The organism is Seonamhaeicola sp. ABD4_175 (assembly GCF_056160885.1).
Window position 1 is genome coordinate 569,593 of the sequence record NZ_JBSWYC010000001.1, and the last position, 23,870, is coordinate 593,462.

At 31.3% G+C, this 23,870-nt stretch carries 21 protein-coding genes; 10 read left to right on the top strand and 11 right to left on the bottom strand.

Annotated elements, in window-relative coordinates; genetic code table 11:
• The first annotated feature begins 178 nt into the window (after window positions 1-178).
• The 5 genes from ACXAG4_RS02280 to ACXAG4_RS02300 all read left to right on the top strand — a co-directional run bounded on the left by ACXAG4_RS02280 (window position 179) and on the right by ACXAG4_RS02300 (window position 3,501).
• Window positions 179-1,150, top strand: a complete 972-nt coding sequence (locus ACXAG4_RS02280) for a M23 family metallopeptidase (protein ID WP_475294454.1) — start codon at window positions 179-181, stop codon at window positions 1,148-1,150.
• A complete protein-coding gene (locus tag ACXAG4_RS02285; protein ID WP_475294455.1) occupies window positions 1,150-1,479 on the top strand; it encodes a MerR family transcriptional regulator in 330 nt (109 codons plus the stop codon). Before ACXAG4_RS02280 ends, ACXAG4_RS02285 begins: the two co-directional genes overlap by 1 nt.
• Window positions 1,480-1,581: 102 nt before the next feature.
• Window positions 1,582-2,169 carry a LemA family protein gene (locus ACXAG4_RS02290; protein WP_475294456.1) on the top strand — a complete coding sequence of 196 codons (588 nt, stop codon included), beginning with the start codon at window positions 1,582-1,584 and terminating at the stop codon, window positions 2,167-2,169.
• 24 nt (window positions 2,170-2,193) lie between these two features.
• Entirely contained in the window at window positions 2,194-2,631 is a 438-nt protein-coding gene (locus tag ACXAG4_RS02295; RefSeq protein ID WP_475294457.1) for a TPM domain-containing protein, read from the top strand.
• A gap of 9 nt (window positions 2,632-2,640) precedes the next feature.
• Window positions 2,641-3,501, top strand: coding sequence for a TPM domain-containing protein (locus tag ACXAG4_RS02300; RefSeq protein WP_475294458.1), 861 nt, complete (start codon window positions 2,641-2,643; stop codon window positions 3,499-3,501).
• A 44-nt stretch (window positions 3,502-3,545) separates the two neighbouring features.
• Here the strand turns inward: ACXAG4_RS02300 and der are convergent, their stop codons facing one another.
• On the bottom strand, window positions 3,546-4,850 hold the full coding sequence (der, locus tag ACXAG4_RS02305; protein ID WP_475294459.1) for a ribosome biogenesis GTPase Der: 1,305 nt from the start codon (window positions 4,848-4,850) through the stop codon (window positions 3,546-3,548).
• A gap of 145 nt (window positions 4,851-4,995) precedes the next feature.
• Here der and ACXAG4_RS02310 point away from each other — a divergent pair, with 145 nt between their 5' ends.
• Window positions 4,996-5,523 (top strand): GTP-binding protein, encoded by a 528-nt coding sequence (locus ACXAG4_RS02310; protein WP_475294460.1) that lies wholly within the window; start codon window positions 4,996-4,998, stop codon window positions 5,521-5,523.
• Between the two features lie 360 nt (window positions 5,524-5,883).
• Here ACXAG4_RS02310 and ACXAG4_RS02315 read toward each other — a convergent pair whose 3' ends face one another.
• The 5 genes from ACXAG4_RS02315 to ACXAG4_RS02335 all read right to left on the bottom strand — a co-directional run bounded on the left by ACXAG4_RS02315 (window position 5,884) and on the right by ACXAG4_RS02335 (window position 11,227).
• Entirely contained in the window at window positions 5,884-7,458 is a 1,575-nt protein-coding gene (locus tag ACXAG4_RS02315; protein ID WP_475294461.1) for a choice-of-anchor I family protein, read from the bottom strand.
• Window positions 7,459-7,543: 85 nt separating this feature from the next.
• A complete protein-coding gene (gene era, locus ACXAG4_RS02320; RefSeq protein WP_475294462.1) occupies window positions 7,544-8,428 on the bottom strand; it encodes a GTPase Era in 885 nt (294 codons plus the stop codon).
• Between the two features lie 122 nt (window positions 8,429-8,550).
• Window positions 8,551-9,279, bottom strand: coding sequence for an FKBP-type peptidyl-prolyl cis-trans isomerase (locus ACXAG4_RS02325; protein ID WP_475294463.1), 729 nt, complete (start codon window positions 9,277-9,279; stop codon window positions 8,551-8,553).
• Between the two features lie 114 nt (window positions 9,280-9,393).
• Window positions 9,394-10,062 carry a bifunctional 4-hydroxy-2-oxoglutarate aldolase/2-dehydro-3-deoxy-phosphogluconate aldolase gene (locus ACXAG4_RS02330; RefSeq protein ID WP_475294464.1) on the bottom strand — a complete coding sequence of 223 codons (669 nt, stop codon included), beginning with the start codon at window positions 10,060-10,062 and terminating at the stop codon, window positions 9,394-9,396.
• A 118-nt stretch (window positions 10,063-10,180) separates the two neighbouring features.
• Window positions 10,181-11,227, bottom strand: coding sequence for a PfkB family carbohydrate kinase (locus tag ACXAG4_RS02335; protein WP_475294465.1), 1,047 nt, complete (start codon window positions 11,225-11,227; stop codon window positions 10,181-10,183).
• Window positions 11,228-11,379: 152 nt separating this feature from the next.
• Here ACXAG4_RS02335 and ACXAG4_RS02340 point away from each other — a divergent pair, with 152 nt between their 5' ends.
• The gene (locus ACXAG4_RS02340) at window positions 11,380-12,411 is read left to right on the top strand and encodes a LacI family DNA-binding transcriptional regulator (protein ID WP_475294466.1); all 1,032 of its coding nucleotides are present in this window, start codon (window positions 11,380-11,382) and stop codon (window positions 12,409-12,411) included.
• On the opposite strand, the gene ACXAG4_RS02345 is transcribed toward ACXAG4_RS02340, so the two are convergent.
• The 5 genes from ACXAG4_RS02345 to ACXAG4_RS02365 all read right to left on the bottom strand — a co-directional run bounded on the left by ACXAG4_RS02345 (window position 12,408) and on the right by ACXAG4_RS02365 (window position 18,655).
• A complete protein-coding gene (locus ACXAG4_RS02345) occupies window positions 12,408-13,739 on the bottom strand; it encodes a sugar MFS transporter (RefSeq protein WP_475294467.1) in 1,332 nt (443 codons plus the stop codon). The genes ACXAG4_RS02340 and ACXAG4_RS02345 overlap by 4 nt on opposite strands.
• A 671-nt stretch (window positions 13,740-14,410) precedes the next feature.
• The gene (locus ACXAG4_RS02350; RefSeq protein ID WP_475294468.1) at window positions 14,411-15,481 is read right to left on the bottom strand and encodes a hypothetical protein; all 1,071 of its coding nucleotides are present in this window, start codon (window positions 15,479-15,481) and stop codon (window positions 14,411-14,413) included.
• 184 nt (window positions 15,482-15,665) lie between these two features.
• Entirely contained in the window at window positions 15,666-17,090 is a 1,425-nt protein-coding gene (locus ACXAG4_RS02355; protein WP_475294469.1) for a TolC family protein, read from the bottom strand.
• A gap of 65 nt (window positions 17,091-17,155) precedes the next feature.
• Window positions 17,156-17,851, bottom strand: coding sequence for a hypothetical protein (locus ACXAG4_RS02360; RefSeq protein ID WP_475294470.1), 696 nt, complete (start codon window positions 17,849-17,851; stop codon window positions 17,156-17,158).
• A 9-nt stretch (window positions 17,852-17,860) separates the two neighbouring features.
• On the bottom strand, window positions 17,861-18,655 hold the full coding sequence (locus ACXAG4_RS02365; RefSeq protein WP_475294471.1) for a hypothetical protein: 795 nt from the start codon (window positions 18,653-18,655) through the stop codon (window positions 17,861-17,863).
• A 100-nt stretch (window positions 18,656-18,755) separates the two neighbouring features.
• Here ACXAG4_RS02365 and ACXAG4_RS02370 point away from each other — a divergent pair, with 100 nt between their 5' ends.
• The 3 genes from ACXAG4_RS02370 to ACXAG4_RS02380 are packed head-to-tail and all read left to right on the top strand — an operon-like array spanning window position 18,756 to window position 23,800.
• Window positions 18,756-20,351: a nucleotidyltransferase domain-containing protein gene (locus ACXAG4_RS02370; protein WP_475294472.1), complete on the top strand. Its 1,596-nt coding sequence runs from the start codon at window positions 18,756-18,758 to the stop codon at window positions 20,349-20,351.
• Complete coding sequence (locus ACXAG4_RS02375) at window positions 20,344-22,530, top strand: peptidase domain-containing ABC transporter (protein WP_475294473.1); 2,187 nt, start codon at window positions 20,344-20,346, stop codon at window positions 22,528-22,530. Before ACXAG4_RS02370 ends, ACXAG4_RS02375 begins: the two co-directional genes overlap by 8 nt.
• Window positions 22,520-23,800, top strand: coding sequence for an HlyD family secretion protein (locus tag ACXAG4_RS02380; protein WP_475294474.1), 1,281 nt, complete (start codon window positions 22,520-22,522; stop codon window positions 23,798-23,800). Before ACXAG4_RS02375 ends, ACXAG4_RS02380 begins: the two co-directional genes overlap by 11 nt.
• Window positions 23,801-23,870: the final 70 nt, after the last annotated feature.

A 23,870-nucleotide genomic window follows, 5' to 3' on the forward strand; every position in this document is an offset into this window, starting at 1 on the left:
AAACAATTTTTATCTTTACTCACCAAATTTTATTTTTGTTTGGTGTTAGCGTACCTGTTTAGCTTTAAAATTAGTACCAAACATTAAATACAATAATTACAAGTTTGGCACGTTAGCTTTAAAATTTTAAGCTAATTAGGTTTAGATAATCTCATGCAAAAATAGAATAAATAACGTAATGAGTAAGGTAAAATATTACTACGATTCAGAATCACTTTCATACAGAAAAATTGAGCGTAAAAAAAGAACTACATTTAAGTACGTTTTTTTGTTTTTACTAGCTGCTTGCTTATTTGCTTTTGGCTTTGTTTTTATTGCAGGACAATACATTGAATCTCCTAAAGAGAAGGCCTTAAAACGCGAATTACAAAATATGCAATTTCAGTTTGAAATTTTAAATAAAAAAATGGATGAAGCCGAAGCGGTTTTAGCCAATGTTGCCGATAGAGACAACAACCTTTACCGCGTTTATTTTGAAGCAAACCCTATACCCGATGAACAACGAAAGGCAGGTTTTGGTGGTATAAACCGTTATAAAAACTTAGCGGGTTTTGATAACTCTAAACTTATTATGGAAACCACAAAACGTTTAGATATTTTACAAAAACAAATTGTTGTACAATCAAAATCTTTAGACGAAGTTGCGTTGCTTGCCGAAGAAAAAGAAAAATTATTAGCTGCAATTCCTGCCATACAACCTGTTAGCAATGAAGATTTAACACGTATGGCTTCTGGTTACGGTATGCGTACAGACCCTTTTACTAAAGTTAGAAAAATGCATAAAGGTATGGATTTTACAGCACCTAGAGGCACCCCTATTTATGCCAGTGGAGATGGTGTTGTAGTACGTGCAGACTCTGGCTCTAGTGGTTACGGTAAACATATAAGAATAGATCATGGGTTTGGCTACATTAGCCTTTACGCGCATTTATACAAATACAACGTACGCAAAAACCAAAAAGTAAAACGCGGTGATTTAATTGGTTTTGTTGGTAGCACAGGAAGATCTCAAGCACCACATTTACACTATGAAATTAGAAAAGACGGCGTAAATATAAACCCTATTAATTTTTACTATGGAAGTTTAACTGCCGAGGAGTTTAGCGAAATGCTTGAACATGCTTCAATGGAAAACCAATCACTAGACTAATGCATATTAATTTACCCAACAAACGTTATTACGGCATAGGCGAAGTTGCAAAAGCCTTTGGTGTAAACACATCATTAATACGCTTTTGGGAAAAAGAATTTGACATTTTAAAACCAAAAAAAAATGCAAAAGGCAACCGCAAATTCACTCCCGAAGATATAAAAAACCTTAAGTTTATATATCATTTAGTAAAAGAACGTGGGTTTACTTTAGAAGGCGCAAAAATTCATTTAAAAGAAGAAAAAAAAGAAGCCTTAAGCAACTTTGAAATTATAAATAAGCTTGAAGACATTAAAGAGCAACTACTTAAAATAAAAGAACATCTTTGAAATATTTCTACAAAATTTTCATTCATTTTTTATAATTAAGTAACATTTTAACCAATATTGTGTCATACATTTACAAACATTAACCTATAAATTAATTTTATTATGAAAAAATGGATTTTACCTGTTGTAATTATTGTTTTATTTGGCCTTTTTGCTATGAATAAATACAACGCCTTGGTTAGTCTAGATGAAAACATCAATGAAGCTTGGGGTAAAGTTGAAAGCGCATACCAAAGACGTGCAGATTTAATTGATAATTTAGTTAATACCGTAAAAGGAGCTGCAGATTACGAAAGAGGCGCTCTAGAAGCCGTTATTAATGCAAGAGCTAAAGCTACTTCTGTAAGCATAGACCCATCAAATATTACACCAGAACAATTAGCTAAATTTAATGAAGTTCAAGGAGGCTTAACAGGCGCATTAAAAAGTCTATTAGTAACCGTTGAGCGCTATCCAGAATTAAAAGCAAACCAGAATTTTCTTGAATTACAATCTCAAATAGAAGGTACTGAAAACAGAATAAATGTGGTTAGAGACAGGTTTAATGAAGCTGTAAAACCATACAATAAAACCATACGTTCTTTCCCTAACAACTTAATTGCCGGTATTATGGGATTTGATAAAAAAGCGTATTTTGAAGCTGAAGCTGGCGCCGAAAAAGCTCCCGAAGTTAAATTTGATTTCCAATAAAACCTAAGAAATCATTGCTTTATTATGTCTAAAATAGAAGATTTTCTTTCTGCAACTGAAGAGCAAGAAATTATTGAAGCCATTAGGTTGGCCGAGTTAAACACCTCTGGAGAAATACGCGTACACATTGAAAAAACTTGCAATGGTAACGCCTCTAAAAGAGCTTTAGAAGTGTTTTACATGCTAAAAATGGAAAACACTAAAGCACAAAACGGTGTTATAATTTATGTAGCTGTAGAAGATAAAACCTTCGCTATTTATGGTGATAAAGGTATTAATAATTTGGTTGAACCTAATTTTTGGGATAGCACAAAAAACAGTATTCAACAGCAATTCAAAAAAGGTAATTTTAAACAAGGCTTAGTTGATGGTATTACCAAAGCCGGTAATGCGTTAAAACATTATTTTCCGTACACAAAAGAGGATACCAACGAGCTTTCAAACGACATTTCAAAAGGATAAAATTACGGCATGCAGTATTCAGTTTCTTTCTCTTTACTTAAAAAAAAAGACACCCAATTATTAACTGTGTTTAAAAATCTATTACCATTATTTTTACTTTTTACTACATCAGTTGGGTTTGCTCAATTTGATATTCCTGAAACACCTAAATTTCAAACAAGTGTTTACGATTATGTAAACTTATTAGAACCTTCACAAAAAAAAATATTAGAAAACAAGCTTATTAAATATTCTGATACTACATCTACGCAAATTGTGGTGGCCATTATTAGTTCTACTAAAGGTGAAAACATAAATTATTTAGGAGCCAAATGGGGCCAAAAATGGGGTATTGGTGGCAGTGAAGAAAAAGACAACGGTATTCTTATTTTATTAGCTAAAGATGATAGGCGTATTGGAATAAATACGGGTCATGGTATTGAATATTTGCTAACCGATGCTTTATCAAAACGTATTATTGAGCGCGACATAATACCTTACTTTAAACAAAACAATTACTTTGGCGGTTTAAACCGTGGAGCCGATGCTATTTTTGAAGTTTTAAATGGCGAATATAAAGGCACCAGAAAACAAACCAATGATTTCCCTGTTGGATTAATTGTTATGCTCCTTTTTATATTTTTTATTATTTTAATTTCTATTTCAAAAAACCGACGTGGTGGCGGTGGCAACCGTGGTAACCGAACTGATGGTACCAGTATTTTAGATGCTATTATTTTAAGCAACATGGGGCGTGGTAGTTACCGTGGTTCATCTGGTGGCAGCGGCTGGGGTAGCTCTAGCGGCGGTGGCTGGTCTTCTGGAGGTGGTTTTGGCGGCGGCTTTGGTGGCGGTAGCTTTGGCGGTGGCGGAGCTTCTGGAGGTTGGTAAACCATTTAAAGTTACACCAACCCTAAACTTCAATATTTACAAAACTACTTCTTACGCATGTAAACGCTAATTGGCACACCTGTAAAGCCAAAATTTTCGCGTAGTTTATTTTCAAGAAAACGTTTGTAAGGGTCTTTTACATATTGTGGCAAATTACAGAAAAACGCAAACTGTGGTTGTGGTGTTGGCAACTGCATAATGTATTTTATTTTAACAAATTTGCCTTTATATGCTGGCGGTGGGTAATGCTCTATTAAAGGTAAAAACACTTCATTAAGCTCGCTTGTTTTAATACGTTTACTGCGGTTTTTATAAACCTCAACAGCTGTTTCTATTGCTTTATAAATACGTTGTTTTGTAAGTGCAGAAATAAACACAATAGGTACATCTGTAAACGGTTCAATTTGTTTTCGAATGGCTTTTTCATATTCCTTAACAGATTTATGATCTTTTTCAACCAAATCCCATTTATTAACTAGAATAACAATACCTTTTCGGTTACGTTCGGCTAACCAGAAAATATTTTGCACTTGTCCGTCAAATCCGCGGTTAGCATCTAAAACCAACAAACACACATCGGCATGTTCAATAGCTCTAACACTTCGCATTACAGAATAAAATTCTAAATCTTCTTTAACTTTAGATTTTCTTCTAATACCTGCCGTATCAACTAAATTAAATTCAAAACCAAAACGGTTATATTTAGTGTCAATAGCATCGCGTGTGGTGCCAGCAATATCGGTTACAATATATCTATCTTCACCAATTAACGCATTTATAAATGACGATTTACCAGCATTAGGGCGACCAACTACAGCAAAACGTGGTAAGTTTTCTTCAACCACTTCTTCTTTTTCTGGTAAAGCTTCAACTAAAGCATCTAAAAGTTCGCCGGTTCCAGAGCCGTTAATACTTGCAATGGTAAAATATTCGCCTAAACCAAGTGCATAAAACTCTACGGCATCTTCACTTCGCTTTGAATTATCAACTTTGTTCACTACTAAAAATACAGGTTTTTGTACTTTTCGTAATAACTTAGCAACGTCTTCATCCATACCAGTTATACCTGTTTCAACATCAACCATAAAAATTATGGCATCGGCTTCATCAATAGCTAACTCAACTTGTTTATCTATTTCGGCTTCAAAAACATCATCACTTCCAATAACGTAACCTCCTGTATCAATTAAAGAAAACTCGCGCCCGTTCCAATCACATTTACCATAATGGCGATCTCTTGTTACACCACTTACAGAATCTACAATGGCTTCTCGCCTTTGAATTAAACGATTAAAAAACGTTGATTTACCTACATTTGGTCTTCCTACTATTGCTACTATACTACTCATAAAATTAAAAGGTTAGCGTTATTATGCTCCTTAAATATTTTGCAAAAATAGAAAATATACTGCCATTAGTTACTGTTTTTTAAAACTATTAAGAGGTTTGCTTTTAATTAATAAATTTTACTATTTTAAATGATACAAAACTAACATGATGCCAACTAACAAAAATATAGCCTTAAGACCTAGGTTTAAACTAAAATTAAATGTTAATAACCAAGTTGTTTTAAAGGCTTTTGAAACCGTTAAAAACAAACAAAACACTTTTATTGTTAACCGTATTGAGAATCATGTTTTTATAAAATTCCCTAAAAAAGAACAGCAGTTTTTTACACCACAGTTACATTTAGAAATTGATGAAATAGATAATAACACAAGTTTATTATATGGCTTATTTGGCCCTAACCCTACTGTGTGGACGCTTTTTATGTTTTTACACTTTATTGTTGCTACGCTATTTATTGGTTTTGGTATTTGGGCTTACAGCAACTGGAAACTAAACACCAATTATAGCATACAAATTAGTGTTATGATTTTAATGACACTAATTTGGTTTACTTTATATTTTGCAGGTAGTATTGGTAAAACATCTAGCAAAAAAGAAATGCATATGCTTAATAATTTCATGAAAGAAATATTAAACCAAAATGTTGGAGCGCCAAATATTAGTGAAGTTTAATATTACTTTATATTTTGAACGTACTTAGTAGCTACTAAAAATTTAGTTTTTATAAGAAGAAAAGCCTTAATTTAGGGCAAAATTAAGGCTTTTTATAACTAAACTAACTAACTCAAAAGTTTAACAAACTTTGATGAAGCAAATATGCCAGTTACATTTTAACTAATTGTTACGCTAATAACAACTTACCATTAGATTTTAAAAAATATATAATTAATAACTGGTATTTTTATTTAATATACATTCTACTAGACTTATTACACCTAAAATTACGAATACTTTAAAATACAAAAAGAGCTGCTTAAAAGTATATTATCTTTTAAACAGCTCTTTATTTTTAGCAAACTAAATGTTTTAGTTTTATTTTGAATAGATGTTTAATGTAGCATCATCTGGAAACTCATTAGAAACTACCAGTAATGTTTTTCCGTTAGGGCTATTTGCTGCATCAATTACTAATAAACCTTCTGGTGATGTGTTACGTAAACGTTGCATAAATTGCGGATTGTAAATATCTGTAATGTTATAAATTAAAACATCACCACTTCTTTCTAAACCAATAGCTGCGTATGTATTTGCACCCTCAACAAAAGTGGTTACTGCCTCTGGCTCAGAGCCTTTATCATCAGATCTTCCTTCTTGGTAATTACCAAAACTGTAAAGTCCTTTTAAAGTAAATTCATTGCCAGAATCAAATAACAAAGCACCTGTTGTGCTCCAAATAGAAAAAGAGCGCGCACCGTATCCGTAAATTTGATCTATATCACCATCGTTATCTGTATCACCGTTAGCTGTTGTAATTTTTAAACGTCCTAAATTTTCTTCTAATTGTAATGTTGCTGCACCTGAAAATGCTGCTGGATCTAAAGTTAAATCTTTTACTCTATCTTCTTCAGAGTATCCGTCGTAATCTCTTGAATCGCCTTCATTAGCGGTAATAATATAGCCCATACCATTAATTTCAAAATAATCAATAGCATCTGGTTGGTAAAAGCTTAATACAGGCCAATAGTTTAGGTTTCCTACAATATCGTCTTTATCACTTAAATCGAAAGCAAATTCATTATAATCTTTTGTTCCTAACGGATATATATCTGTAATTGTTTTAGTGTCAATATCTAATTTTGCAATACCATTATTTTCTTGTAGTGCTATGAAAGCTGTTTTAGAGTCTGAAGATACGGTAATGTATTCAGGCTCAACATCTGTACTTAAATCTGCACCCGGACCAAATACCCTAAAACCACTAGCTTCAAGCGTAGCTTCTTCGCTATTAAAAGCATCAAAATTTATTTGGCTTGCTGTTTTTGCTTCAACATCAATTAAAGTAACCGAACCTTTTGGGTCTACAGTATAGTCATCATTTGGTTCACCTTCGTTAGCTGATAATATATATTTACCATCTGGTGTAAAAGTAACCATATCTGGCAATGCACCTGCAGTAATGTTAGCATAAGGTGTTGTTAAATCATCGGTTTTAAAAATAACTACACTACCATCAGCTTGTTTATTTTCTGCCTCAACAGCAATAGCTAAATAACCATTTTTACTTGCTACAGAATTAACATTACCTCCGTATAGAGTTACATCAATAGCGGTTTTTATTTCAGGATTATTTACATCAGAAATATCAATAACCTCTACTTCTTTAGCTTCAGAATTTGTAGAAAAAATAGTTTGTGTATTGGCATCGTATGCCGAAATTTCAGTTATACCATCACCTAAAGCCACTTTTGCTGCGGTTGAGAAATAGGTAAAATCCATTCCATCCATTCCATCAGCGCCGTCTTGTCCATCTTGCCCATCAGCACCGTCTTGTCCGTTTACACCATCAACACCGTCTTGCCCATCAATACCATCTTCGGCACATGCAGTTAACATAAAGCAAGATACTAATGCTACACTAAATAATTTTAATACGTTTTTAAGTTTCATTTTTTTTAAGTTGATTAATTAATCAACAAATATGAAACTACTTGTTAAAGAGAATGTTATGTAACTTTAAAAGTTGCGTTAGCTTTTAGCGTTGATTGTAACCAAAACGTTTCAGCTGGTTTTGGTTTGAGCGCCAATTTTTGTTCACTTTTACGTAAAGTTCTATATGAATTTGCTTGCCGAAGAATTTTTCTAAATCTTTTCTAGCCTCGGTTCCTACTCGTTTTAACGCGCTTCCTTTGTGACCTATGATGATGCCTTTTTGAGTGTCTCGCTCAACCATTATAACAGAACGAATTCTGATGATATTTTCTTCTTCGTGAAATTCTTCGGTTTCTACCTCAACGGCGTATGGTATTTCTTTTTTGTAGTGCAACAGAATTTTTTCGCGTATACTTTCATTTATAAAAAAACGTTCTGGCTTATCTGTTAATTGATCTTTGGGGTAAAATGGTGGAGATTCTGGTAAAAGTTCAACTATTCTAAAAAACACTTCTTTTACATTAAAACCTTCAAGTGCTGAAATTGGATAAATCTCAGCGTTTGGCACTTTTTCTGCCCATAATTGCACTTGAGTTTCTAGTTGTGTTTGATCTGAAGTATCTATTTTATTAAGTAATAATAAAACAGGTATTTTTGAATTGGTAATTTTATTAAAAAATGCTTCGTCTTTTAAGGCTTGTTCACCAATTTCAACCATGTAAATTAAAACATCGGCATCTTCAAAAGCTGATTTTACAAAATCCATCATAGATTCTTGTAACTCATACGCTGGTTTAATAATACCTGGTGTATCACTTAAAACCACTTGAAAATCTTCGCCATTTACTATACCCAAAATTCTATGACGCGTAGTTTGCGCTTTAGAGGTTATAATGGAAAGTTTTTCGCCTATAAAAGCATTCATTAGGGTAGATTTACCCACGTTTGGATTACCTATAATATTTACAAAACCTGCTTTATGCGCCATATATTCTTTTTAAAATGTTATGCAAAGTTACAACCTTACGGCTGTTTTAAACAATTTATTTAAAGCAAAAAGCAGGAAGACTGTGCTTCCTGCTTTTTAATATTGCTAAAAGTAATGTGTTATTACTTAACTATTTCTAATAATTCAACCTCAAATACTAAAGGTGTAAAAGGCTTAATGTGTTGCCCACGTTGTTGGTGACCGTAAGCTAAATCTTGAGGGATAAAGAATTTGTATTTTGAACCTACAGGCATTAATTGTAAACCTTCTGTCCATCCTTTAATTACTTGCCCAACACCAAATGTTGTTGGCTCACCTCTATCAACAGAGCTATCAAACACAGTACCGTCAAATAATGTACCGTGGTAGTGTACTTTAACTCTATCTGAAGCTGTTGGTTTTTCACCATCACCTTCTTCTAAAACAATGTATTGTAAACCACTCTCAGTAGTTTGTACACCTTCTTTAGAAATATTTTCAGCCATTAATTTTTCGCCAGCAGCTTTTAATTCTCCAAATTTCTCTTCAGCTTTTTTAGCTGCCTCAGCTTGTTGTTTTTCAGCCATTTCTTGTTGTTTTTTCTGCATGTACGTTTGAATGATACCTTGTACTAGGTTTTTATCAATTTTAACATCGGCAGAATCAACAACATTTTTGTAGCCTTGGTAAAATAAATCATGATCAAACTCTTCATCAAATGTAGCAGATACATTTCTTGCTACATCCATACCAATGGCATAACTTAAAGAATCTGCAGCTGTGTTTAATGGCTTGTTTTGCGCGCCATTTTGGTTACAAGACACCACTAATAAAGCTACGGCAAAAACGCTAAAAATTTTTCCTATTTTCATTGTATATAATTTATTTATTGTTTTAATAGATGCGAATTAACGAATTTATGTTCAGAATAAAAAGAAAAGCGCCCCAATAAATTGAGGCGCTCTTTGTTATAAAAAATATGGTTTTTATTTTCTAACAGCTTTAACTATTGCTAACGCATTTTTTACGTCTTGCTCTAATTTAGCGTAATCTTTGTTTGCTATAATTTCTTTTGAAATTAATTTAGACCCCATACCAACGCATGTTACGCCGGCATCAAACCATCCTTTTAAGTTTTCTTCGGTTGGCGACACACCTCCTGTTGGCATAATGCTTGTCCATGGTTGCGGACCTTTAATACCTTTTACAAACTGCGGACCGTAAATATCACCCGGGAATAATTTTACTATTTCGCAACCTAATTCTTCAGCTCTAGTAATTTCGGTTAGTGTACCACAACCTGGAGACCAAAGTACTTTTTTACGGTTACAAGCAATAGCTATATCTTCTCTTAAAACAGGTGTTACTACAAAGTTTGCACCTAAAGACATGTAAAGAGATGCTTGTCCTGCATCGGTTACAGAACCAACACCCATAATCATACCCGGTAATTCAGCTACAGCATATTTAGTTAATTCACCAAAAACTTCGTGAGCAAAATCACCGCGTGCAGTAAACTCCATTAAACGAGCACCACCATCATAACATGCTTTTAATACTTTTTTACTTAATTCTATATCGTTGTTAAAAAACAAAGGAATCATTCCTGTTTCTTTCATTGCCTGAGCAACTTCTAATCTTGTAAATTGTGCCATATTCCCATCTTAAATCCTTCCCAAAGGGAAGGACTTTATATTTTTAAGTTAAACTTTAGTTATTTTAAATGTAAATTACACTCTACATCTCCCCTTTGGGGAGAATTAAAGAGGGGATTTATCTAGCAACACGCCCTGAAGCGTCACCACCCATTAATTTTTCTACTTCAGATACTGTTACTAAGTTAGCATCACCTTTAATTGTGTGTTTTAAACAAGAGGCAGCTACAGCAAAATCTAGTGCGTTTTGGTCATCTTCTGGGTATTTTAATAATCCGTAGATTAAACCACCCATAAATGAATCTCCACCACCTACTCTATCAACAATATCAGTAATTTGGTATTGGCGTGTTTCAAATAATGTTTTACCATCATATAAAACTCCAGCCCAAGTGTTGTGCGATGCAGAAATAGAGCCTCTTAATGTTGTGATAACTTTTTTAGCTCTTGGGAATTTTTCCATCATTTGTTGACAAACTGATAAAAATGCTTCAGCTTTTACATTGTGTCCTTCAGTTTGAACGCTGATACCTTCTGGCTTAATACCAAAGTGCATTTCAGCATCTTCTTCATTACCTAAAACAATATCACAATATGAAGTTAACTCTGTCATGACAGCTTCTCTGTGAGCAGCATCACAATATTTCCAAAGTTTAGCACGGTAATTTAAATCTGTTGAAATAGTAATACCTTTAGCGCTAGCTGCTTTAACAGCTTCTAAACAAACATCAGCAGAACCTTGAGAAATTGCAGGTGTAATACCTGTCCAGTGGAACCACTCAACACCTTCAAAAACAGCATCCCAATCTATCATTCCAGATTCAATTTCAGCCATTGCAGAGTGTGCTCTATCGTATACCACTTTACTACCACGAGATACCGCACCAGTTTCTAAAAAGTAAATACCTAAGCGGTCTCCACCCCAAACAATTTTATCTACTCCAACGCCTCTTTTACGCATTTCCATCATGGCACACTCACCAATATCATTTTTTGGTAAACGTGTAACAAAATCAACATCTACACCATAGTTTGCTAATGAAACTGCTACGTTAGACTCACCACCACCGTAAATAACATCAAAATTATTTGCTTGTGAAAATCTTAAAAATCCTTGAGGAGCTAATCTTAACATGATTTCTCCAAACGTGACTACTTTACTCATTGTAAATTCTTATTTAATAAATTAGTTTTTTGCTTAAACGTTTAAGCAGTATTTTAAAAATAAATCAAAACGTATTAAAAAGATTAAGTTGTTTTGATTTTTCTTACTAAAGCAATATATTTGCTTAAACGATTAAGCAAATATATAAAAAATTGGGAAACAAAAAAAAAGCGACTATAAAAGATATTGCCAACGTGCTTAACATCTCACCAGCAGCGGTATCTAAGGCGTTGCACAATGATTCCCGAATAAGTGATAAAACCAAAAAAGCGGTTAGACAAGTTGCTAAAAACTTAAATTACCAACCTAACCATTTGGCCAGTGCCTTACGTAAAGGTAAAAGCAATTTGGTGGGCTTAATTGTACCAAGAACTAATAGTAACTTTTTCTCATCGGTTATTCAAAATATTGAAGAAGTTTTAAATAAAGAAGGCTATAATGTTATTATTACCCAATCTAACGAATCATATAAAAAAGAGTGTGATAATATTGACACTTTGTTATTTACCCAAGTAGATGGTATTATTGCTTCTATGGCGAATGAAACGGTAGATTTAGACTATTACGAGAAAGTAAAATCTAAAGGCATACCCCTTATTTTATTTGACCGTGGTGAAAACGATTTGAATGTAGATTACATTGGTATTAATGATTATGAAAGCAGCCATATGATTGTTGAACATTTAGTACAGCAAGGTTGTAAACGTATTGCCCATATTGGCGGTTTTAAACACACCCGAATTTATAATAACCGTATTAAAGGTTATATTGATGCTATAAAAAAGCATAATTTACCTTTAGAAAATGAATTACTCATTGAAAGTAGCTTAACTATTAAAGACGGTAGAGCTAAAATGCAACAAATATTAAACTTAAAAAACCGGCCTGATGCCGTTTATGTAGCAGGCGATTATGCTGCTTTAGGGGCTTTACAGGTGCTAAACGAACAAAGCATAAAAGTTCCTGAAGACATAGCGCTTGTTGGTTTTGGTAATGAACCTTTTACCGCCATGGTTACACCAACTATTTCAAGTATTAACCAACATAGTGAAGACATAGGAAGGCGTGCTGCTTTAACATTTTTAGAACACGCTAAAAAAGACACTATTACACAAACTTTAAATAAGCAAATTTTAGATGCTGAATTAGTTGTTAGAGCTTCTTCTAATAAAAAACGCAATTAGTTTTTTTCTGAAACACCAATTTTATAACCCCAGAAAGCGTAAAATAAAATTATAAAATAACACGGTAGTAAAATCCAGTAACCATTATTAGCGGCTTCTATAGCTGCATTTGCTTCACCTAAACCACTTGTTACTAATGTTTCTTTTCTACTATCTACAATGGCACCATACAATGGAGGAATGATAGCCCCACCAGAAATTGCCATAATTAATAAAGCCGATGCTGTTTTTGTAAACTTACCTAAACCATTTAAAGCTAAAGGCCATACCGCAGGCCAAACCAATGCATTTGCTATACCCAAAGCCGCTACCAAAAGTACCGATGGAAACCCTGTTGTAAATACAATACAAACCGATAAAATTACACCTAAAATAGCACTTGCTCTAAGCGCTAAAGATTGGCTTACATACTTAGGAATTAAAATTACACCCAAAGCATAGGTTGCTACCATGGCCATTAATGTAAATAACGTAAAGTATTTAGCTTCTTCAGCGGGAATATTTAATGCAATGCCGTATGAAATTATGGTATCGCCAGCAATTACTTCAACACCAACATACACAAACAAAGCTAACACCCCAAACCATAGGTTAGGAAACTGAAATATACTTGTTTTGGTTGTTTTTTCAGTACTAGCTTCTCCCGAAGAGGTATTTTCAACATTCGGTAACGGTGCTTTTAAAATTAAACCGCCTAATAGAAATAACACCACTGCCATAATAATATATGGTGTTATAACACTATCGGCCATTGTACTTAGTAAGGTTTCTTTTTCTGAAACGTCAACTATGGCTAATTTTTCTTTTACATCATCAATACCTGATAATAGAATAGCTCCAAATATTACCGACCCCAATGCACCAGCAATTTTGTTTGCAATTCCCATAATGGCAATACGTTTAGCTCCGCTTTCAATAGGTCCTAAAATAGTTATATAAGGATTTGAAGCTGTTTGCAGCAACGTCATACCGGCACCTTGAATAAAAATACCGGTTAAAAACAACCAATACGTTCGGGCATTTGCCGCTGGAATAAACACTAAAGCACCAAGCCCCATAACTATTAAACCCAAAGACATACTTTTTTTGTATCCTAGCTTTGTTATCACAGATGAAGCAGGTAGCGCCATAACAACAAATGAAATATACGATGCTGATGCTACTAAATACGATTGCGCTTCAGTAAGTTCATTGATGGTTTTCATAAAAGGAATTAACGCACCGTTAATCCAGGTTACAAATCCGAAAATAAAAAACAAACTTGCTATAATAACAATTGGTAATGTGTAATTAGTTTTAGCGCTTGCCGAAGTATGTATGTTACTCATATTTTAAAACAGATATTTGTGGTAGTGCTAAAAATACTGTTTTAGTTTGATAATGTTTTAAATTCTATCAATATTTATAAAAACATGGAATTTGTAAAACAAAAAAAGCCTTCAACATAAGTTGAAGGCTTTGCTAGTAGCGGGAACTGGACTCGAACCAGTGACCTTCGGGTTATGAGTTTTTTATTTTATTAACATAAGTTAAATGTCTAAAAAACAGACATTTATAAGGTAAAAAAATCGCTCATAAAAAAGAAGCCATAAAGTCTATTCCCATTTTTGGCTAAACCTTAAACTATCCATAATCTTATATATTTTAATAAGATATTTATAGCTAGTTTTTTATTATATACAAATATTTTACCAGAACTCATACTCCTCATTGATCCAAATTACTTGTGAATAAGCCCTGAATCAGTTTGCCATTTCTTAAATGTTCAAAGAAATGATCATAGTTTTCGGGGCTTACGAATTTAAACTCACCTTGTTTAGAATGATTCCTGATTTGCTAGATAAGGAGTGTTCAATTGTATAAAAACTTTGATCTAAGATTTAAACTAAGAAACCATTGCGTTTGCATTTTCGTTCTTGACAAACTTCTCTGTAATTTTTTTAGATCTTTAGTTGAGACAGCTAGAGTCTTTTGGTCTACCTTGATAAATCCTAAGAGATTATTTACTTATGATCTTTATATTCATACTGTTCATTAATTCTTGTCCCATACTATATGAAACAAAAGAATTTGACCTATTCTTGTGAAAGTTCACCAATATATCAAACATCTTATTATCTAAATTATTTGACCATAATAAAGATGGTAACAAATCATAAGAATATGTATGGTATTGTTTCTTGTTTTCTATTTTACTAAACCTTAAATCATATTTTTTTATGGCTTTAATCCTCTCTTTCTTTTTTTTCAAAAGAAAATTAAGATAATCCACTTCTCCTATTCTTAATAAATACCTTAATGTAAGAAATTCTGTAATAGCCTCCATAATAACAGGATTTTCAAACCTTACAGAATTATCTCCCCACCATAAATGTAAAGTTTCGTGAATTAAAGTTTTTTTATTTAACCATTCTTCTGTCAAAAAACGTTCATTTAAGACTATTAAGTTATCAATATTTTTACCTAGCAGGTTACTATCAAAAGGCAAAAAAAATATATTTGGTTTTTCTTTTTGATCAGAAAAAATATCACTAAAATAATCACAAGCATCATTTATAATCTTAGCTATATCATTTAATCGCTTTTCTTTTACCTTAACCCCCTTTCTAGTAAATATATGGCTTGAGTAATGTTTATACTCATCAAAGCTACCTGCTATAATTGGAGGAGCTAAATAAAAACTTTTATTTAAATCTTCTTTACTAGGGTAAACAAGTTCAAATTGAGATGGAAGTTTTATATTTAAAACATATCGCTTTTTAGAATTAAAAATTCTCTTATTTTGGGCGAGGTAGTTCTCAGAAATAAAAAAAATAGAATCAGATAAAAAGTAATTATTATAATGAACTTTTGGTGGGTTAACAAAATATGTTATTTTCCCATCTGAATTCTTGTATTGGGCATAGGTATTCCTATATATATATTCTTTTCCTATAAATTCCTCTTCATTATTTTTGCCTAATGGCATAAATTTATGTAGTAGTAAAGTATCTATACTTGAAAAATCACTGATATTTTCTTTTATAGATATTTTGGCGTTAGGACTTATATTTATATCGGCTCTAAGCATTATTTGAGAAAAACAAATATTAATCCATAAGCTCGTAAAAGCTAAATGCACATACAAATTACATCTAATTTTCATATCAAATATTTAATTAATTTCATCTACTACCTTTTTTTAAACAACAAACATGCCAATAGAAAAGTTTTCTTGGACTAAACACATTCAATCGTGTGCCTCTTAAATAGTATTATAATATTTGTAAAAGCAATACTTCTTCTAGTTCCATAATTTTATTGTATATGTTTCCAATAATATTCACTCTATTAGCAATAGATGTAAATAAAACTTCTTCTGTCTCGGAATAATCTTTTAGCAACACCTTTTGTGAATACAATAAAGCTTCCATTCTTTTTAATTTAATTTCTAGCAGATTCACCCTTGATTCCTCAATTTTTAAACTAGAAATTAATTCCTTAATCTCTTCATAAAGGAAACTTACTCTTTCAATAGTAGAAAATTTTTCTTGTTTTAAACTAGATTCAGCTATTTCATATTGTATCTTGCTTATTTCTAATTCAATTTTCTTCTTACCAAAATCAAGTAACGGTATATTTAACGATATTGAAAAATTTTGACTCTGATTAGGGTCTTGAAAAATATTATCATAATTATCTGATGTATTATTAAAACCAATACCCAACGACAAATCTCCCGAGTATAATCTATTCTTTTCTAATTGCTTGATGTTTTTTTGCAAACCAAGTAGTCTATTTTCCTCTATAATTGGATAGATTTCTTCATATTTATTAATATAAAAATCTAATTCTTTTAGCTTGAAATCAAATATTGGGCTATCAAGAGAAAAATTATTATTTAACTTCTCCATATTAAAATAGTTACTTATGCTAGTCATCAATAGAGCTTCACTCTTAATTAAAAACTTCATTCTACCTTGTGCATCTAATAGCTTTAATTCTACATCAATTGAATCAAACCCCAAAGCCCTTCCATTTTTTATCAACTTTGTGACCACATCTTTATATTTTTCAGAAACATCTAGCTTTCTCTTTGTAACATTAATTTCATTTTTAATATTCCATAGTTCAAAATAAAGATTTATTGCTTTTTTCTTTAAACCTATCTCATCCTTTTTGTAATTTATTTCATTTAGTCTTTTCTGTGCCTCTTGAATCTTTTGATCCCACTTCATTGAATTAAAAAAATTAAGTGGTTGAGATATATTGATTCCAAACCAAGATGCTGAATACGACGTTGAATTTCCATTATCACCAAAAAGATCAAGTCGATTTAAAGAATTTACTATCGTAATCTCTCCCCCTGTAAAGGGCAGCTTTTGTGAGACAGATAAATTTACTCTAGAATTTGCATTGTTAGATTCTCTAAATGCAAAATTCCCATTGGGTTGAAGCACCTCAGAAATTGAGCGGTTATAAGAAGGTAATGTAAAAGTTAAAGACACATCTGGCAAAAAATCTTTATAATATAAAGAGTACTCCTTCTCATTAATGATCTTAGTCTTTTCAAATTTTTTAGCTTCTACTGAATTTCTGGCAAAAATCATAAAATCCTCCAAAGTCAAGTTCTCCTGCTGACTGTATGAGAAGATTGATATTAAAATTGCGAAATAAAAAATAAGTCTTTTAAATTTCATAGCAAATAACAAAAGCAGAACAATGTTGTTCTGCCTTTAGTTTTTATTTTTTTTATAAAAATGTTTTATCTTGCTGTAGCTAAATATGCTTTTATCTTTTCATGTAGATTAACTCTAATCCAATCATTTTGGTTTTCACCTAAAGATGATGAGTAAGGGTTTTCTACGTTCAACACTACTTTTTTATTTTTGAGGTCATAAAGCGAATGACACAAATTCCCTCTTTCAAATACTAAATAGTCATTCTTAATAAACATTCTAGCGTTCTTATAGTTCTTAGTCTTACCTTCATCGTAACTAAATAGTAATTCCTTAAAAGGAGACTTACCTTCTAGATTTCTCTTTAATTCTTTGTGATTAGACCAATTCTCCTCAGGACAAGCGAAAATCTTCCATTGCATATCATCAAAACCAGCCATAGTAAAATACAAAGCATATACCTCGTTTTCATATTTTATATGTTGTTGGTATAAATAATTTTTAAAAAATTCAGGATAAATCTCTCCTTTAATCTTTAAGTATTTCTTTCTGCCTAATTTATTGAATCGATTTTCTCCATCTTTTCTGTAATTATCAGACACAATAAAACTATCAACATCTAGAATTAAATTTTCCTTTATAAGTTCTAGTTTCTCTAATTCGTGAACCTTTTCAAAATAGGCATCAACACTCTTATATTCTGAATCAAAGTTTTTCTTTTCCTGTCCTTTACAACTAAATAAAACAGATTGCACAAACAAAAAATAAGCTAATAATTTCATTCAATTCAATTAATAACCATATTCATATTCAAAATATTCTTCTGGACTATCATAACCTCCTTCTCCTGTAGTATTAGTAACTGTCCCATTTATAGTTTCAGTCCAACTTTCATTAATTATAAAAGGGTCTGCATAATCAATAGTACCAGGAATTTTATTGTAAATATCTATAGGATCTTCAAATACATCATGGAAAGTAAGATAAATATCTCCTGTCCAGCCGACAAGATTACCAGATGGGCTTATTGTTAATTCAACATTCGATAAAACCCCTGAAACAATTGCACTTCCAATTGGAAATACTACATCTGTAAAATCATATACATTTAAAAAATCGTACTCAATCGTTTCACATTGATTAGTCCCACATGAGTCTAGGTGACTTTCAACAACTGCGTCTATTTGTGTTTCAACTCGACTCATCAAATCAGTAAATACAGAACTATTTCTTATATTTTCAAAATGACCTATTTGATGTAACGAAACAGGCACTCCATCTCCACCTTCATAATACGCCAAAAAATCACTATTATCCCAGCCACTTTGCTGTTGAGTTGAATCTGAACCATCTCCAGAACTACTTCCTGATCCTCCATAATAATCATCAGCATCATTTTGACCATCTCCAAATGTACCCTCCCAGTCAAAATCACCTCCAGAATCTCCTCCTCCAATATAAACAGGATCTAATTCATCTCCCGCATCCCATTGATCCCAAAAATCATCAGAATACGCGCTACCAGTTGCTCCATAAATACTTTGCTGTTTTTCCTTAGAAACTTCAGGAAACTTTAAATTTTTCATAAATAATATAGTTTAAATTGAAATAATTATCCATTTTTGCATTTTAAAAATATTGTAAGATTTACCTCATCAAACATAAGCAAATATTTCTTAAAAACAAATGGCTATAGATAAAAAAAATATTAAAAATCTCACAGATTTTCTAAATCAATACTATTCAAGTCATTATGCTTGTTTAGTATCTGGAAGCTATATAGATGGAAATAACAATGAGTACTCAGATATTGATGTTTTGATTTTCACCAAGGATAGGAATACAGTATTCAATGAAACTCTACCTTTTGAAAACTTAAAAATACAAGCGATTGTAATACCAGTTCAGAATATCCAAGAAATATTATGGGTAGACTATATAACGTGCAAAGGTGCTTTCATCAATATGATTTCTAAAGGAGAAATTCTTAATGATACTGATAACTTTTTGAAGTATTTAATTCCGCACACCAAAAAATTAGAAAAGAATGGAGGTAGAGGTTTATCAGATGAGGAAATATATTTCAAAAGGGTGAAAATTACTTCTTTACTCTTTGATATTATGGGTGGAAAAAACATTAATGAATTACTATTTCCTATCAATTCAATTATGGATTTAATATCTGAATTTAAACTTAAAACAACAGGTAACTGGTGTGGAGATGGAAAATATAGAATGAGGCACTTAAAAAATCTTGACTCTAAATTTTATGCAAAATTAATTCAATCCATCCAAGGAATTCATATAGAAAAGAACAAAGAGCCTTTTATTGAATTAATTAGCAAAGAACTTGATAACTATGGAGGTTTACTACCTTATTATTCTAAATCACAAGCATTTTCAAAAGTATCCACAGACTATTTAGTAATTGAAATAGATACAGGAAAAAAAACGAATAGTCATATTTTAGATGAAACAATAAGAAAAATTCATACTTTAATTAAAAGTATAGACTATAGAAAAATTGAATACTATTTTTTTTCATCAAAACCTGTAGGCAAAAATAAAGTTGAACAAAATATATACATTGTCATAGATTCAGACAATGAGTTTATAAATGACTATTTAATAGATCGTCTAAATCTATTATTTCAGAATAAATCAGATTTAATCAAAGTATCTTTTCCTTTTCAATTTGACCCTAGATATAGGTTTTCAAATGATAGTATTTATTATGCAGTAGCTTCTATTTTCTATAAAACTTCAAGATTCATACTAAACAGCAGCAACAATATATTAGAGGAGTCTACACAACTAAACCTTTCGTTGGCACTGATGAAGAAAATAAAAACTTTATGGTTCTACGAAGACTCAGCTCTCTTCATTAGTTTCTTAGAATATTTAATTGATTGCTGGTTAGTCTTTTCATATGATGATGGGACATCTTTTAATACATCTACCCTATTAAAAAACAAAAAAAGTATCTTAGATAAATTCAATAATTCATATTCACGTGACAAAAAAAACATTAAATCAAACTACTTAAATAACGATTTAGGAAATTTAGATTTAGATAAATTATTAACAGAAACGCCAACTATCCCATCAATTGAAAACATACCCCTTTACAAAGCATACTTGCTCGATTTGAACAACACGAATTCGCAAAAATGGAGTTTATTTAGAGAGGTGATTTTTAGAATTTTTTCTACATTCCTAATCGATAATCGTTTCATGACTTACATCCCCTTTGTTATTCGTAAAATTGAGTTAAATGATTAAGCCCTTTCCTCATTATCCTCAACTTAATACTCGTAGTTGTGGATTAACCTGTTTAAAAATTGTTGCTAAATATTATAGCAAAATAATTGATATTTCTTCTTACAATAGAGAACTTACCTCTAAGGGAATATCAATACTTTCACTCTGTGAAATAGGCGAAGAAATTGGTTTTAGGACATACGTTTATGATTTATCTTATAATGACTTAATTTCTATAAAAAAACCCATTATTATTCATTGGAATAAGAATCACTATGTTGTCTTATATAAAATTAAAAATGATGTTATTTATGTATCAGACCCCTCTACAGGTCTTTTAAAATATGATAAAAAGGAATTCCTTCCAAACTGGCTTGGTGATGAAAAAATAGGCAAAGTAATTAGTCTAGAATTATCCGAAAACTTTGTAGAGCAAAAAAGCAGTAAAACTAATTATTTATCAGCATTAGAGTTTCTATTCAGACACCTATCTGATTATAAAAAAAATTTACTGCAACTATTATTGGTAATGATAATAATTGCCTTAGTTTATGCATCCTTACCTTTCATTACTCGGTCAATAATTGATGTAGGTATTTCTGGAAATGATTTTAATTTCATTACAGTAGTCTTAATCGCTAACGTCTGCCTAATTGTTTTTAGAAGTATTGGAGAATGGATTAGAGCATCAATTTCATTACATATTGCAAGCAGAATGAAAATCTCCATAATTACTGATTATTTAATTAAAGTTTTTTCTTTACCTGTTAGTTTTATAGACGGGATGCTTCTCGGAGATATAATCCAGCGTTCAAGAGACCAAGAAAGGATTCAACAGTTCGTATCTAATTCAGCTGTTTCGGTGGTAATGTCTGCTCTTATAATATTAATCTATGGCATTATTCTATTCTTTTTTAATAAGATATTGTTCGTCATCTTCATAACCTCTACTGTTTTATATGTTCTATGGGTTTCAGCTTTTTATGGAATAAGAAAAAAAATGGACATAAAATATTATCAATTAATGGGCAAAAACCAAAGCTCTTGGATCGAAATATTAAAAAACTTTGAAGATATTAAGTTAAATAATTACTCTCTGAATAGAAGGTGGAAATGGGAAAAAATTCAGGCCTCTCTATACAATGTTGGAATTAAACTTTTAAATATTGACAGATTACAGCAACTAGGTGCTGATTTTATCAATGGGATTAAAGATATTGGGTTGACTTTTTATGGAGCATATCTGGTAATTCAAGGAGAGCTGACGTTAGGATCATTAATATCTATCCAATTTATTATTGGGCAATTAGGAGCTCCTGTTATGGAATTAGTAAATTTCATAAAAACTGCTCAATCTGCATTTATAAGCTTTTTAAGAGTGAATGAAATCAATAATATTCCTAACGAACAAATTAAATCTGATTTATTAGTTACAAATTTCGATGATAATAATAATGACATTATTTTTAAAAATGTTTCATTTAGATACAAAGACAACTCTAAAGGGGTCTTAAATAATATTACTTTTAGGATTCCAGACAAAAAAATTACAGCCATAGTTGGAGTTAGTGGATGTGGAAAAAGTACTATTTTAAAATTAATAGCTAAAGTTTACGATGATTACTCTGGCACTATTAATATTGGGAAAAACAACCTAAAGGTATTTGATAATGATTTTATACGAAAACGCTCAGGGGTTGTTTTTCAAGAAAGTACGCTATACAAAGACACCATTTTAAACAATATAGTTATGGGAGAAGAAAGAGACCACAATTCTAAGCTAGTTGAAAAAGTAATTTCTTGGGTTAATCTAAAAGAAGAAATCTATAAATTACCAAGGGGTCTAAACACTGAATTAAAAGAAGGAGGTAAAGGTTTAAGCCAAGGACAAAAACAACGTTTGTTAATGGCAAGAGCCTTGTATAAGAGACCAAAGCTTTTAATTATGGATGAGGCTACAAACGCTATAGATTCAATAAGTGAAAAAAAAATACTTGATGTTTTTACTAGTGGATTAAAAAATCAAACAATAATTTTAGTATCTCATAAATTATCAACAATAAAGTGCGCAGATTTTATAATTACCATTGACAAGGGCAATATAGTAGACGCTGGAACTTTCAATCAGTTAGTTAAAAAAAAGTCTTTTTTTTATAAATTATTTGAAAACCAATTACTAATCAAAGAAAATGAACAGTGATATAGGGAAATATGAGTCTGAAGAGCTTGGAGATATTTCATTAGTTAGCAATATAAAAAGTTACAAAAGGATTATAGCTTTTGTTTTCATCTTTTTATTTCTTGTAGTTACTATAGGGGCACTTGTAAAATATCCTGAAAAAATAACTGGCAATACATTTATTATCTCAAACGAACAAATAAATAATATTTATTCTCCAAATAACGGTGAAATAGAAATTTTAATAAAAGAAAATACGTATATACAAAAAGGAGAACTAATTGCCCTTATAAAAACTCCTACGATATACAATGACCTAATATCTCTTAAAAAAAAGTTAGAACTATTCAATCTAGATAGTATACCCACTAATCCTTATTTAGCTTTTAAAGATGATTTAAAATTAGGGGATATAGAAAAATTCTATTACAATTTCTTGCTAGCATTAACGGAGTACGTCAATTTACTTAAGATTGATCTCACTGGACAAAAAATAAAGAACTTAAGAAGTAAAATTTACAGAAATAACGAAAAATTAAGACTTGATAAATCAGCAAAAAAAGTGTTTGACGAAAAAAACATAATTATTCAAAACTCGTTCAAAGTAGATTCTTCCTTATTCAGCGATAATATTATAGTGAAAGATAAAGTAAACGAATCTAAATTAAATACTTTGAATTTTAAAGAAAAAGAATTATCTCTAATATCAAATAATCAAGAACTAATTCATACTAATCAAGAGTTATTGGATAACATTCAATTTCTAAAAAAAGAAAGAAAAAAAACTCTCAAAGATGCATCATTTAATTTAAAAAAGACTTTTTACGAATTAAAAACGGCTATTGATTTCTGGGAGTATAATTATACTATAGAATCACCTGTTTCTGGAAAAATTGAATTCTATAAACCCTTTTTGGGTTCAACACAATATGTCAAAAAAGACTCTCCCTTATTTATTTTATTACCTAAGGCAGATAGCATTTATGCAAGGGGTGTAATGTCCGCTGACGGATATGGTAAAATCAAAACATTGGACACAGTGTTAATTAAGTTAAAAGACTATCCGCATAAAGAATTTGGAGAGATAAAAGGCATAGTAAAAAACAAATCAAAAGTTTATCATGACTCAATTTATTATATGGACATAGAACTCCCTGAAGGGTTAAAAACCAATCACAAAAAAACAATTGAATTCACTCATAACATGTCTGGACAAGTAGAATACTTCACAAAAAAAAGAAGCATTATCCAAAGAATCTTTAGTGAAATACAGAATTCAATTGAAAACTAACAAATACCAAATTTTCATCTTCAAGGAGCAGTTTGTTGTACATATGTTGTACAGAGAAACAAAAAAAAGG